Source organism: Methylococcus sp. S1M, from assembly GCF_051295855.1.
GTDB classification, from domain to species: domain Bacteria; phylum Pseudomonadota; class Gammaproteobacteria; order Methylococcales; family Methylococcaceae; genus Methylococcus; species Methylococcus capsulatus.
This window is the reverse complement of record NZ_JBPDXO010000003.1, coordinates 342,188-355,431: the sequence shown is the minus strand read 5'-3', so window position 1 is coordinate 355,431 and position 13,244 is coordinate 342,188. Positions and strand designations below refer to the sequence as shown.

The window sequence follows — 13,244 nt, the reverse complement described above, 5'->3', positions numbered from 1 at the left end:
CGCCCGGCGATGGCAGCCCCCGATCAAGACACCATAACCGCGATCGCCACGCCGCCCGGGAAGGGAGGCGTCGGCATCGTCCGCATTTCCGGCAGCAATCTCGGACCGGTTCTCGACGCCCTGCTCGACCGCCCGCCGCGTCCCCGCTACGCCGAGTTCCGCCATTTCCTGGGCGCCGACGGCCGCGCCATCGACAGCGGTATCGCACTGTATTTTCCCGCACCCCGCTCGTTCACGGGCGAAAACGTCCTCGAACTGCACGGCCATGGCGGCCCAGTGGTCCTGGACCTCCTGCTGCGACGTACGCTGCAGTTGGGATGCCGGCTCGCCCGACCGGGGGAGTTTTCCGAACGCGCCTATCTGAACGGAAAGCTGGACCTCGCCCAGGCCGAAGCCATCGCCGACCTCATCGACAGCAGCACGGAAGAAAGCGCCCGCTCTGCACAGCGCTCGCTCCAGGGCGAGTTTTCCGCTCACATCCATCACCTGCAGGAATGCCTCGTCCGGCTCCGGACCTACGTCGAAGCCGCCATCGACTTCAGCGACGAGGACATCGACCTGCTGGATGACGCCACTCTCGGCCATGAGATCACCGGACTACTGGACAAGCTCGACACCATCGACACCAAGGCGCACCAAGGGGCATTGCTGCGCGAAGGTCTCACGACGGTGATCGCAGGACGTCCCAATGTCGGCAAATCCAGCCTCCTCAACGCCCTGGCCGGCCGCGACTTGGCGATCGTGACCGAGATTCCCGGCACCACCCGCGACCTCCTCCGCGAATCGCTGCAGGTTGGCGGTCTCCCCCTGCATATCGTCGACACCGCGGGACTGCGCGACAGCGAAGACCCGATCGAACGCGAAGGCATCCGGCGCGCCCGGGATGCACTCGCCAACGCCGACTGCATCCTGCTGGTCTGCGACGCCCGCCACACCGAAGCCGGCGACGCCCTGCCGGCGGACCTGCCGGAAACCATCCCGCTCATCCGGATCTTCAACAAGATCGACCTGACGAGGGCACCGGCATCCCTGACGGTCGAACGAGAAACCACCGTGATCCATCTCTCCGCTCGCACCGGCGAAGGTGTCGATCTGCTGAGGCAGGAAATCATCCGTCGCGCGGGTTACAAGAAGGGCACCGAAGGGGTGTTCAGTGCCCGCCGACGGCATCTGGACGCCATCCGAAGAGCCCGCGCCGCCGTGGCCAACGCCCGCCTCTACCTGCACACCAAGACTGCCGAACTCCTGGCCGAGGAACTCCGCGCCGCCCAGAAAGCGCTGGGCGAGATCACTGGCGAATTCACCAATGAGGACTTGCTGAACCGGATATTTTCGAGTTTCTGTCTCGGCAAATAGTCTCTCCCCTCAATATTCCATCGCTCCGACCACCGCCTCCTTCCCGGCGCCGAGGATTGCATTGAATGGCGCGACGAACCGCCGGGCCTCACTTCGCACGAACTCCTCAAACGCCGTGGCCGTCGCCGACAAGCGCTTGCCCGCCCGATGCACGATGTACCACTGACGCATGATCGGAAATGCTTCCACGTCCAGCACCACCACCCGGCGGTCGGCGAGTTCGCGTTCGACCGTATGTATCGAGACCAGTCCCAGCCCCAGACCGACTTCGACTCCCTGCTTGATGGCTCCGTTGGTGTTCATTTCCATGCTGGCGAGCACCCGCACCCCCCGCTCGGCGAAGAACCGCTCGACCGCATTGCGGGTGCCCGACCCCTGTTCGCGCATGAGGAACGTCTCATTGCGCAAGTCCTCCAGACGTATGCCTTTTTCGCCTACACGGGGATGATCCGTCGGCGCAATGATGACCAAGGGATTGTCCATGAACGCCTCGGCCACGAGGTCCATGTCATCCGGCGGACGCCCCATCAGCACCGTATCCACTTCGTTGTCGTCGAGCATCTGCAGCAGCCCCTTGCGATTGGTCACCTTGAAATTCACCCTCACCTTCGGATAGCGCTTGCAGAAGTCCGCCAGCAGCCGGATCGCGAAATAATGCACCGTACTCGCCACCGCGACGACCAGCCGCCCGCCTTCCATGCCTTTCAACTCCTCGATGAGCTGCTCGGCCTCGTCGAGCTGAAGCGAAATCTGCCGACTCAATCGATACAGCTCCTCGCCGGCACGGGTGAGGAAGATTTTTTTTCCCAAGCGCTCGAACAATGGCAGCCCTATGCTCTCCTCGAACTGTTTGATCTGCATCGAAACGGCGGGCTGCGTCAGATAGAGCTCTTCCGCCGCGCGCGTGAAACTCAGCCGCCGCGCGACCCGCTCGAAGACCTTCAACTGCCGGAGGGTAATGTTCATGGATAATTTTTATTTATTATTTTGTTAATATAGACTGATTTTCTCTTATCCTGGATTGCCAATAAATTAGGCGCCCCGAGTCACGCCGGCCGTTTCAACGCGGCGCGCCCCGCCCCCCGCGCCGGTTCCTCGAGGCGTGACAAGATGGAATTTACTGAGGGATAATACATTGTTTCAGAATTTTCCACGCATCCCAGCGAGCAGACAACATTGGAGGAGACCGACATGAGGACGCGACGAGAACTCGCCAACGCCATACGCGCCTTGAGCATGGATGCCGTGCAGAAGGCCAACTCGGGCCATCCCGGGGCGCCGATGGGGATGGCGGACATTGCCGAGGTGCTGTGGAACGACTACCTGTGCCACAACCCGGCCAATCCGAAGTGGCCCAACCGCGACCGCTTCGTGCTGTCCAACGGCCACGGCTCGATGCTGATCTATTCCCTGCTGCATCTGACCGGCTACGATCTGCCCATCGAGGAGCTGCAGAACTTCCGTCAGCTCCACTCCAAAACCCCCGGCCATCCCGAATACGGCTACACCCCCGGGGTGGAGACCACCACGGGTCCGCTGGGCCAGGGCATCACCAACGCCGTCGGCATGGCCCTGGCCGAGCGCACGCTCGCCGGCCAGTTCAACCGCCCCGGCCATACCATCGTCGACCATTACACCTACGTCTTCCTGGGCGATGGCTGCCTGATGGAGGGCATCTCCCACGAGGCCTGCTCGCTGGCCGGCTCCATGAAGCTGGGCAAGCTGATCGCCTTCTACGACGACAACAACATCTCCATCGACGGCGAAGTGCGCGGCCATGGCGGCGTGCCCGGCTGGTTCATGGACGATACCCCCCGGCGCTTCGAGGCTTACGGCTGGCACGTGATCCCCAAGGTCGACGGGCATGATCCGGACGCCGTGAAGGCGGCCATCGAGGAAGCCCGCGCGGTCACCGACAAACCGTCGCTGATCTGCTGCCAGACCATCATCGGCTGGGGTTCGCCCAACAAACAGGGCAAGGAAGACTGCCACGGCGCCGCCCTCGGCACCGACGAGGTCGCCTTGACCCGCGAGAACATCGGCTGGTCGCACCCGCCTTTCGAAATCCCGGCCGACATCTACGAGGCCTGGAGCGCGCGCGAGACCGGCGCCAAGGCCGAAGGCGAGTGGAACGACCGCTTCGAAAACTACCGCCGCGAATTCCCCGAGCTGGCCGCCGAGTTCGAACGCCGCATGGCCGGCGAATTGCCCCGCGACTGGGCGGAGAAATCCGCCGCCTTCGTGGCCCAGGTGAACGAGAAGGCCGAGACCATCGCCAGCCGCAAGGCCTCCCAGAACGCCCTCAACGGCTTCGGGCCCCTGCTGCCGGAGATCCTGGGCGGCTCGGCCGACCTCGCCGGCTCCAACCTGACCCTGTGGTCCGGCTGCAAGGACGTCAACGCCCCCGGCCACGACGGCAACTACGTCTACTACGGCGTGCGTGAATTCGGCATGTCCGCCATCATGAACGGCATCGCCCTGCACGGTGGCTTCAAGCCCTACGGCGCGACCTTCCTGATGTTCTCCGAATACGCCCGCAACGCGCTGCGCATGTCGGCCCTGATGAAGATCCCGGTGATCTACGTCTACACCCACGACTCCATCGGCCTGGGTGAGGACGGCCCCACCCACCAGCCCGTCGAGCAGACCGCCACCCTGCGCCTCATCCCCAACATGCAGGTCTGGCGGCCGTGCGACGCGGTGGAATCGGCGGTGGCCTGGAAGTGCGCGATCGAGCGCCGGGACGGTCCCTCCGCCCTGATCTTCTCGCGCCAGAACCTGCCGCACATGCCCCGCACGCCGGAGCAGATCGCCGCGATCGCCAAGGGCGGCTATGTCCTGGTCGACTGCACCGGCACCCCCGACCTCATCCTGCTGGCCACCGGCTCGGAGGTCGAGCTGGCGGTGAAAGCGGCCGAGGCCCTGACCGCCAAGGGCAGGCAGGTGCGGGTGGTGTCGATGGCCTCCACCAACGTGTTCGATGCCCAGGAGCCGGCGTACCGCGACAGCGTGCTGCCGCCCGCCGTGACCCGCCGCCTCGCCATCGAGGCCGGTGTCAGCGACGGCTGGTGGAAATACGTCGGCAGCCATGGCAAAGTTATCGGCCTGGACCGCTTCGGCGAATCCGCGCCGGCCGGCGTGCTGTTCAAGACCTTCGGCTTCACCGTCGACAACGTGGTCGGCCAGGCCGAGGCCTTGTTCTAACCCCACCCGAGACCACCCCATGGCTTTGATCTCCCTGCGCCAACTGCTGGACCACGCCGCCGAGCACGGCTACGGCCTGCCGGCGTTCAACGTCAACAACATGGAGCAGATCAAGGCCATCATGGAGGCGGCTTCGGCCGTGGACGCCCCGGTGATCCTGCAGGGCTCGGCCGGCGCGAGGACCTATGCCGGCGAGCCGTTCCTGCGCCATCTGGTGCAGGCCGCCATCGAGATGTATCCGCACATCCCGGTGTGCATGCATCAGGATCACGGCGCCTCCCCGGCGGTGTGCATCCGCTCCATCCAATCCGGCTTCAGCTCGGTGATGATGGACGGCTCCCTGCTGGAGGACATGAAAACCCCGGCCAGCTATGCGTACAATGTCGAGACCACCCGCAAGGTGGTCGAGATGGCGCATGCCTGTGGGGTATCGGTGGAAGGCGAACTCGGCTGCCTGGGTTCGCTGGAAACCGGCCGGGCAGGGAAGGAAGACGGCCACGGCGCGGAAGGGGAGCTGGACCACTCGCTGCTGCTGACCGATCCGGACGAGGCGGCGGATTTCGTCCGCCAGACCCAGGTCGATGCCCTGGCGATCGCCATCGGCACCAGCCACGGCGCCTACAAGTTCACCCGCAAACCGACCGGGCAGGTGCTGCGGATCGACCGAGTCAAGGCGATCCACCAGCGGATCCCCACTATCCATCTGGTGATGCACGGCTCGTCTTCGGTCCCCGAGGAGTGGGCGCAGATGATCAACGACTACGGCGGCGACATCGGCCAGACCTACGGCGTGCCGGTCGAGGAGATCGTCGAGGGCATCCGCCACGGTGTCCGCAAGGTCAACATCGATACCGACCTGCGCATCGCCTCCTACGGCGCCATGCGCAGGTTCATGGTCGAGGACAGGAAGAACTTCGACCCGCGCAAGCTCTACAAGGCCGCGCAAACCGCCATGACCGCGATCTGCCGGGCCCGCTACGAGGCCTTCGGCGCCGCCGGCCAGGCCGCCAAGATCAAGCCCCTGCGCCTGGAGGACATGAGCTTGGCGTATGCCCAGGGCAAACTCGATCCGATCGTCCGCTAGCGCGGTGGGCCGAACGGGCGCCGGGAGGCGGACGTGAAAGCGTCCGGCAACGGAACGCAAGCGATGCAATTGGAAAAACAAGGGGGGCGATCCCGCAACCCGCCCCGCCGAGCTTTTGTACCCAACTGACCAGACTTATGGGGGAAACCACGTGAAGAAACCGTTCTCGACCCACATCCTGTCCGCAGCCCTGCTGCTGGCCGCCCCGCTCGCGGGCGCCGCCGATTATCCGCCCGACTTCAAGCCGTCGGTGATCTATCGGGATCCCAGCCTGACCGGCAAGCCCGCGGCTCCCGAAGCCGCCCCGCCGGCCCAACCCCAGGCCGCGCCCGCCGCGCCTGCCCGCCCGGCACCGGCGGCCCCCGCCAAGACCGAGGCCGCCCCCGAACCCCAGGCCGCACCGTCCAGCCCCGCCAAACCCGCCCCGGACACCGGCTCGGATTATTACCTGTTCGGCGGCGTGGTCGCCGCCCTCATCGGCTTCGTGCTCTGGAGCAGCCGCCGTCCGGCCACCGCCCACCCGGCCGCAACCACCGCAGCGGCCGCGGCCGCCCCCGCCGCCGCACCGGCGCCGGCAGCCACCGGCGTCGCCAAATACCTCCAGGCCCAAGGGCTCGCCACCGGCCCCGAAACCGGTGTCGCCAAATACCTCAAGGCGCTGCCGGAACCCGTCCGCACCGCCGAAACCGGCGTGGCCCGCTACCTCAAGAACCTGCCACTGCCCGAAGTGGCTGCCGCCGCCGAAACCGGTGTCGCCAGGTACATCAAGAACCTGCCCAAGCCCGCCGTCGTGGCCACGGGCGAAACCGGCGTCACCAAGTACCTGAAAAGCCTCAACGGCTGACCCTGCGAAAGGGGAGGGGCTGCATTGACAGCGGCCCCCTCACTCTTTACAGTTGGGAAATTGTGCGTTTAGCAATACCCCATAACTCCTAAGGCTTAAGCCCGACTTTTTTCTCTCTACCTTACTTTTTTGATCGGAGGAGATCTCATGGCAAGACCATTGATTCAGCTCGCCCTGGACACGCTGGACATCCCGCAGACCCTGAAGCTCGCAAGCCTCACCGCGCCCTATGTCGATATCTTCGAAATCGGCACCCCCAGCATCAAGCACAACGGCATCGCCCTGGTGAAGGAGTTCAAAAAACGCTTCCCCAACAAGCTGCTCCTGGTCGACCTCAAAACCATGGACGCCGGTGAATACGAAGCCACCCCCTTCTTCGCCGCCGGCGCCGACATCACCACCGTCCTCGGCGTCGCAGGACTGGCCACCATCAAGGGCGTCATCAACGCCGCCAACAAGCACAACGCCGAGGTCCAGGTCGACCTGATCAACGTCCCCGACAAGGCCGCCTGCGCCCGTGAGTCCGCCAAGGCCGGCGCCCATATCGTCGGCATCCACACCGGCCTCGACGCCCAGGCCGCCGGCCAGACCCCCTTCGCCGACCTCCAGGCCATCGCCAAGCTCGGCCTCCCCGTCCGCATCTCCGTCGCCGGCGGCATCAAGGCCTCCACCGCCCAACAGGTCGTCAAAACCGGTGCCAACATCATCGTCGTCGGAGCCGCCATCTACGGCGCCGCCTCCCCCGCCGATGCCGCGCGCGAAATCTACGAACAGGTCGTCGCCGCTTCCGCCTAATCGGGAATTTGCATGCATCAGAAACTGATCATAGACAAAATCTCCGGCATCCTCGCCGCCACCGATGCCGGCTATGATGCAAAACTGACTGCCATGCTCGACCAGGCCTCCCGCATCTTCGTCGCGGGGGCCGGCCGGTCGGGGCTGGTCGCCAAGTTCTTCGCCATGCGCCTCATGCACGGCGGCTATGACGTCTTCGTCGTCGGCGAAATCGTCACCCCCAGCATCCGCAAGGGCGACTTGCTGATCGTGATCTCCGGCTCCGGTGAAACCGAAACCATGCTCGCCTTCACCAAAAAAGCCAAGGAGCAGGGCGCCTCCATCGCCCTCATCTCCACCCGCGACAGCTCCTCCCTCGGCGACCTCGCCGACTCCGTCTTCCGCATCGGCTCCCCAGAGCTCTTCGGAAAAGTCGTCGGCATGCCCATGGGCACCGTCTTCGAGCTCTCCACCCTCCTCTTCCTCGAGGCCACCATCTCTCACATCATCCACGAGAAAGGCATCCCCGAAGAAGAAATGAGAACTCGTCACGCCAACCTGGAATAAGAAGAAGGCAAAGCCTGTGGCAGTCCTCCCTTCTGCCCGGGCTCTTGCCCTTCCTATGGACCCGGCGCTCGACGCCCCGGACTCGAACCGAATCCGAGCGGCCAGAGGCGGGCAACGATGCTAGGGCAAAGGCCAGCAGAGCACGGCGTCGATAAGGTGCCACCGTATGAAGCCCGTGTAGGAAAATAAATAAAGTCCCGACCGGGGAACATTTTCGTGATTGCTGGCAGCACCCAATACTTTAAGAAATCTTTAGGAGTCCACCATGTCGAAAAACCTGCTTGACCAACTCCGCGAAGTCACCGTCGTCGTCGCCGATACCGGAGACATCGAAGCGATCGAGAAATTCAAGCCACGTGACGCGACCACCAATCCCTCGCTCATCACCGCCGCGGCCCAAATGCCGCAATACCAGGATATCGTCGACGATACCCTGAAAGGTGCGAGGCAGACTCTGGGACCTGGCGCATCGGCCGCTCAAGTGGCGAATCGCGCTTTCGATCGTCTGGCCGTCTCTTTCGGCTTGAAGATCCTGCAGATTATCGAAGGCCGCGTTTCCACCGAAGTGGATGCCCGCCTTTCCTACGACACCGAAGGCACCATCGAGAAGGCTCGCGAAATCATCAAGCAATACGAAGCCGCCGGCGTTTCCAAAGAGCGTGTCCTGATCAAGATCGCCGCGACTTGGGAGGGCATCGAGGCCGCCGCCGTACTGGAAAAGGAGGGTATCCACTGCAACCTGACGCTGTTGTTCGGCCTGCATCAGGCCATCGCCTGCGCCGAGAACGGCATCACCCTGATTTCCCCCTTCGTCGGTCGTATCCTCGACTGGTACAAGAAGGACACCGGTCGCGAATCCTATGCGCCGCATGAAGATCCAGGCGTCCTGTCCGTGACCCAGATCTACAACTACTACAAGAAGTTCGGTTACAAGACCGAGGTCATGGGCGCCAGCTTCCGCAACATCGGCGAAATCACCGAACTGGCCGGCTGCGACCTGCTGACCATCGCACCTTCACTGCTGGCCGAACTGCAAGCCACCGAAGGCGGACTGCCGCGTAAGCTGGATCCCGCCAAAGCGAAGGATTATCCGATCGAGAAAATCCACGTCAACAAATACACCTTCGACAAGATGCATGCGGAAAACCGCATGGCCACCGAGAAACTGGAAGAAGGCATTCAAGGCTTTACCAAGGCACTCGAGCAGCTGGAGAAGTTGCTGGCCGATCGCCTGGCCCATCTGGAAGCGGCATAAAGCGGCAGGCCGTCGCGCGGAGTGTTCCCACGCGACGGCCCGTTCCTCTTTCAAAACCCTATTATTACGCTATCCCTCATGGGGTCGCCGCCAGAGCTTCCGCATCCGGCATCATCCCTGATTTTTCACCCCAATGACATAAGGAGATCTATCATGCCTTCGCGACGAGAACTCGCCAACGCCATACGCGCCTTGAGCATGGATGCCGTGCAGAAGGCCAACTCGGGCCATCCCGGGGCGCCGATGGGGATGGCGGACATTGCCGAGGTGCTGTGGAACGACTACCTGTGCCACAACCCGGCCAATCCGAAGTGGCCCAACCGCGACCGCTTCGTGCTGTCCAACGGCCACGGCTCGATGCTGATCTATTCCCTGCTGCATCTGACCGGCTACGATCTGCCCATCGAGGAGCTGCAGAACTTCCGTCAGCTCCACTCCAAAACCCCCGGCCATCCCGAATACGGCTACACCCCCGGGGTGGAGACCACCACGGGTCCGCTGGGCCAGGGCATCACCAACGCCGTCGGCATGGCCCTGGCCGAGCGCACGCTCGCCGGCCAGTTCAACCGCCCCGGCCATACCATCGTCGACCATTACACCTACGTCTTCCTGGGCGATGGCTGCCTGATGGAGGGCATCTCCCACGAGGCCTGCTCGCTGGCCGGCTCCATGAAGCTGGGCAAGCTGATCGCCTTCTACGACGACAACAACATCTCCATCGACGGCGAAGTGCGCGGCCATGGCGGCGTGCCCGGCTGGTTCATGGACGATACCCCCCGGCGCTTCGAGGCTTACGGCTGGCACGTGATCCCCAAGGTCGACGGGCATGATCCGGACGCCGTGAAGGCGGCCATCGAGGAAGCCCGCGCGGTCACCGACAAACCGTCGCTGATCTGCTGCCAGACCATCATCGGCTGGGGTTCGCCCAACAAACAGGGCAAGGAAGACTGCCACGGCGCCGCCCTCGGCACCGACGAGGTCGCCTTGACCCGCGAGAACATCGGCTGGTCGCACCCGCCTTTCGAAATCCCGGCCGACATCTACGAGGCCTGGAGCGCGCGCGAGACCGGCGCCAAGGCCGAAGGCGAGTGGAACGACCGCTTCGAAAACTACCGCCGCGAATTCCCCGAGCTGGCCGCCGAGTTCGAACGCCGCATGGCCGGCGAATTGCCCCGCGACTGGGCGGAGAAATCCGCCGCCTTCGTGGCCCAGGTGAACGAGAAGGCCGAGACCATCGCCAGCCGCAAGGCCTCCCAGAACGCCCTCAACGGCTTCGGGCCCCTGCTGCCGGAGATCCTGGGCGGCTCGGCCGACCTCGCCGGCTCCAACCTGACCCTGTGGTCCGGCTGCAAGGACGTCAACGCCCCCGGCCACGACGGCAACTACGTCTACTACGGCGTGCGTGAATTCGGCATGTCCGCCATCATGAACGGCATCGCCCTGCACGGTGGCTTCAAGCCCTACGGCGCGACCTTCCTGATGTTCTCCGAATACGCCCGCAACGCGCTGCGCATGTCGGCCCTGATGAAGATCCCGGTGATCTACGTCTACACCCACGACTCCATCGGCCTGGGTGAGGACGGCCCCACCCACCAGCCCGTCGAGCAGACCGCCACCCTGCGCCTCATCCCCAACATGCAGGTCTGGCGGCCGTGCGACGCGGTGGAATCGGCGGTGGCCTGGAAGTGCGCGATCGAGCGCCGGGACGGTCCCTCCGCCCTGATCTTCTCGCGCCAGAACCTGCCGCACATGCCCCGCACGCCGGAGCAGATCGCCGCGATCGCCAAGGGCGGCTATGTCCTGGTCGACTGCACCGGCACCCCCGACCTCATCCTGCTGGCCACCGGCTCGGAGGTCGAGCTGGCGGTGAAAGCGGCCGAGGCCCTGACCGCCAAGGGCAGGCAGGTGCGGGTGGTGTCGATGGCCTCCACCAACGTGTTCGATGCCCAGGAGCCGGCGTACCGCGACAGCGTGCTGCCGCCCGCCGTGACCCGCCGCCTCGCCATCGAGGCCGGTGTCAGCGACGGCTGGTGGAAATACGTCGGCAGCCATGGCAAAGTTATCGGCCTGGACCGCTTCGGCGAATCCGCGCCGGCCGGCGTGCTGTTCAAGACCTTCGGCTTCACCGTCGACAACGTGGTCGGCCAGGCCGAGGCCTTGTTCTAACCCCACCCGAGACCACCCCATGGCTTTGATCTCCCTGCGCCAACTGCTGGACCACGCCGCCGAGCACGGCTACGGCCTGCCGGCGTTCAACGTCAACAACATGGAGCAGATCAAGGCCATCATGGAGGCGGCTTCGGCCGTGGACGCCCCGGTGATCCTGCAGGGCTCGGCCGGCGCGAGGACCTATGCCGGCGAGCCGTTCCTGCGCCATCTGGTGCAGGCCGCCATCGAGATGTATCCGCACATCCCGGTGTGCATGCATCAGGATCACGGCGCCTCCCCGGCGGTGTGCATCCGCTCCATCCAATCCGGCTTCAGCTCGGTGATGATGGACGGCTCCCTGCTGGAGGACATGAAAACCCCGGCCAGCTATGCGTACAATGTCGAGACCACCCGCAAGGTGGTCGAGATGGCGCATGCCTGTGGGGTATCGGTGGAAGGCGAACTCGGCTGCCTGGGTTCGCTGGAAACCGGCCGGGCAGGGAAGGAAGACGGCCACGGCGCGGAAGGGGAGCTGGACCACTCGCTGCTGCTGACCGATCCGGACGAGGCGGCGGATTTCGTCCGCCAGACCCAGGTCGATGCCCTGGCGATCGCCATCGGCACCAGCCACGGCGCCTACAAGTTCACCCGCAAACCGACCGGGCAGGTGCTGCGGATCGACCGAGTCAAGGCGATCCACCAGCGGATCCCCACTATCCATCTGGTGATGCACGGCTCGTCTTCGGTCCCCGAGGAGTGGGCGCAGATGATCAACGACTACGGCGGCGACATCGGCCAGACCTACGGCGTGCCGGTCGAGGAGATCGTCGAGGGCATCCGCCACGGTGTCCGCAAGGTCAACATCGATACCGACCTGCGCATCGCCTCCTACGGCGCCATGCGCAGGTTCATGGTCGAGGACAGGAAGAACTTCGACCCGCGCAAGCTCTACAAGGCCGCGCAAACCGCCATGACCGCGATCTGCCGGGCCCGCTACGAGGCCTTCGGCGCCGCCGGCCAGGCCGCCAAGATCAAGCCCCTGCGCCTGGAGGACATGAGCTTGGCGTATGCCCAGGGCAAACTCGATCCGATCGTCCGCTAGCGCGGTGGGCCGAACGGGCGCCGGGAGGCGGACGTGAAAGCGTCCGGCAACGGAACGCAAGCGATGCAATTGGAAAAACAAGGGGGGCGATCCCGCAACCCGCCCCGCCGAGCTTTTGTACCCAACTGACCAGACTTATGGGGGAAACCACGTGAAGAAACCGTTCTCGACCCACATCCTGTCCGCAGCCCTGCTGCTGGCCGCCCCGCTCGCGGGCGCCGCCGATTATCCGCCCGACTTCAAGCCGTCGGTGATCTATCGGGATCCCAGCCTGACCGGCAAGCCCGCGGCTCCCGAAGCCGCCCCGCCGGCCCAACCCCAGGCCGCGCCCGCCGCGCCTGCCCGCCCGGCACCGGCGGCCCCCGCCAAGACCGAGGCCGCCCCCGAACCCCAGGCCGCACCGTCCAGCCCCGCCAAACCCGCCCCGGACACCGGCTCGGATTATTACCTGTTCGGCGGCGTGGTCGCCGCCCTCATCGGCTTCGTGCTCTGGAGCAGCCGCCGTCCGGCCACCGCCCACCCGGCCGCAACCACCGCAGCGGCCGCGGCCGCCCCCGCCGCCGCACCGGCGCCGGCAGCCACCGGCGTCGCCAAATACCTCCAGGCCCAAGGGCTCGCCACCGGCCCCGAAACCGGTGTCGCCAAATACCTCAAGGCGCTGCCGGAACCCGTCCGCACCGCCGAAACCGGCGTGGCCCGCTACCTCAAGAACCTGCCACTGCCCGAAGTGGCTGCCGCCGCCGAAACCGGTGTCGCCAGGTACATCAAGAACCTGCCCAAGCCCGCCGTCGTGGCCACGGGCGAAACCGGCGTCACCAAGTACCTGAAAAGCCTCAACGGCTGACCCTGCGAAAGGGGAGGGGCTGCATTGACAGCGGCCCCCTCACTCTTTACAGTTGGGAAATTGTGC

General features: G+C 65.0%; 11 protein-coding genes. 10 read left to right on the top strand and 1 reads right to left on the bottom strand.

Translation table 11 applies throughout. The features are described from left to right. Nucleotides 1-9: 9 nt before the first annotated feature. A complete protein-coding gene (gene mnmE, locus ACSHWJ_RS08175) occupies nucleotides 10-1,356 on the top strand; it encodes a tRNA uridine-5-carboxymethylaminomethyl(34) synthesis GTPase MnmE (protein ID WP_432539613.1) in 1,347 nt (448 codons plus the stop codon). A gap of 9 nt (nucleotides 1,357-1,365) precedes the next feature. Here mnmE and ACSHWJ_RS08170 read toward each other — a convergent pair whose 3' ends face one another. Next, a complete protein-coding gene (locus tag ACSHWJ_RS08170) occupies nucleotides 1,366-2,322 on the bottom strand; it encodes a LysR family transcriptional regulator (protein ID WP_010962227.1) in 957 nt (318 codons plus the stop codon). Between the two features lie 225 nt (nucleotides 2,323-2,547). Between ACSHWJ_RS08170 and tkt (ACSHWJ_RS08165) the strand changes: the two genes are divergently transcribed. The 9 genes from tkt (ACSHWJ_RS08165) to ACSHWJ_RS08125 all read left to right on the top strand — a co-directional run bounded on the left by tkt (ACSHWJ_RS08165) (nucleotide 2,548) and on the right by ACSHWJ_RS08125 (nucleotide 13,178). Continuing rightward, nucleotides 2,548-4,560, top strand: coding sequence for a transketolase (gene tkt, locus ACSHWJ_RS08165; protein WP_026597594.1), 2,013 nt, complete (start codon nucleotides 2,548-2,550; stop codon nucleotides 4,558-4,560). A 19-nt stretch (nucleotides 4,561-4,579) separates the two neighbouring features. After that, nucleotides 4,580-5,644 (top strand): class II fructose-bisphosphate aldolase, encoded by a 1,065-nt coding sequence (fba, locus tag ACSHWJ_RS08160; RefSeq protein WP_017364098.1) that lies wholly within the window; start codon nucleotides 4,580-4,582, stop codon nucleotides 5,642-5,644. A 151-nt stretch (nucleotides 5,645-5,795) separates the two neighbouring features. Further along, complete coding sequence (locus ACSHWJ_RS08155) at nucleotides 5,796-6,488, top strand: hypothetical protein (RefSeq protein WP_432539611.1); 693 nt, start codon at nucleotides 5,796-5,798, stop codon at nucleotides 6,486-6,488. Between the two features lie 147 nt (nucleotides 6,489-6,635). Next, nucleotides 6,636-7,283 carry a 3-hexulose-6-phosphate synthase gene (gene hxlA / locus ACSHWJ_RS08150; protein ID WP_282213662.1) on the top strand — a complete coding sequence of 216 codons (648 nt, stop codon included), beginning with the start codon at nucleotides 6,636-6,638 and terminating at the stop codon, nucleotides 7,281-7,283. Nucleotides 7,284-7,295: 12 nt separating this feature from the next. Beyond that, nucleotides 7,296-7,829, top strand: coding sequence for a 6-phospho-3-hexuloisomerase (gene hxlB / locus ACSHWJ_RS08145; protein WP_010962232.1), 534 nt, complete (start codon nucleotides 7,296-7,298; stop codon nucleotides 7,827-7,829). Between the two features lie 265 nt (nucleotides 7,830-8,094). Further along, nucleotides 8,095-9,084 carry a transaldolase gene (locus ACSHWJ_RS08140; protein WP_432539612.1) on the top strand — a complete coding sequence of 330 codons (990 nt, stop codon included), beginning with the start codon at nucleotides 8,095-8,097 and terminating at the stop codon, nucleotides 9,082-9,084. A gap of 153 nt (nucleotides 9,085-9,237) precedes the next feature. Then, complete coding sequence (gene tkt / locus ACSHWJ_RS08135; protein WP_218800701.1) at nucleotides 9,238-11,250, top strand: transketolase; 2,013 nt, start codon at nucleotides 9,238-9,240, stop codon at nucleotides 11,248-11,250. Nucleotides 11,251-11,269: 19 nt separating this feature from the next. Beyond that, nucleotides 11,270-12,334 (top strand): class II fructose-bisphosphate aldolase, encoded by a 1,065-nt coding sequence (gene fba / locus ACSHWJ_RS08130; RefSeq protein WP_017364098.1) that lies wholly within the window; start codon nucleotides 11,270-11,272, stop codon nucleotides 12,332-12,334. A 151-nt stretch (nucleotides 12,335-12,485) separates the two neighbouring features. Continuing rightward, nucleotides 12,486-13,178 (top strand): hypothetical protein, encoded by a 693-nt coding sequence (locus tag ACSHWJ_RS08125; protein WP_432539611.1) that lies wholly within the window; start codon nucleotides 12,486-12,488, stop codon nucleotides 13,176-13,178. Nucleotides 13,179-13,244 lie beyond the last annotated feature (66 nt).

Excerpts from the sequence above, each read along its gene's own strand:
- mnmE (WP_432539613.1), top strand. The coding sequence starts at position 10 with ATGGCAGCCCCCGATCAAGACACCATAACCGCGATCGCCACGCCGCCC.
- ACSHWJ_RS08170 (WP_010962227.1), bottom strand. The coding sequence starts at position 2,322 with ATGAACATTACCCTCCGGCAGTTGAAGGTCTTCGAGCGGGTCGCGCGG.
- tkt (WP_026597594.1), top strand. The coding sequence starts at position 2,548 with ATGAGGACGCGACGAGAACTCGCCAACGCCATACGCGCCTTGAGCATG.
- fba (WP_017364098.1), top strand. The coding sequence starts at position 4,580 with ATGGCTTTGATCTCCCTGCGCCAACTGCTGGACCACGCCGCCGAGCAC.
- hxlA (WP_282213662.1), top strand. The coding sequence starts at position 6,636 with ATGGCAAGACCATTGATTCAGCTCGCCCTGGACACGCTGGACATCCCG.
- hxlB (WP_010962232.1), top strand. The coding sequence starts at position 7,296 with ATGCATCAGAAACTGATCATAGACAAAATCTCCGGCATCCTCGCCGCC.
- ACSHWJ_RS08140 (WP_432539612.1), top strand. The coding sequence starts at position 8,095 with ATGTCGAAAAACCTGCTTGACCAACTCCGCGAAGTCACCGTCGTCGTC.
- tkt (WP_218800701.1), top strand. The coding sequence starts at position 9,238 with ATGCCTTCGCGACGAGAACTCGCCAACGCCATACGCGCCTTGAGCATG.
- fba (WP_017364098.1), top strand. The coding sequence starts at position 11,270 with ATGGCTTTGATCTCCCTGCGCCAACTGCTGGACCACGCCGCCGAGCAC.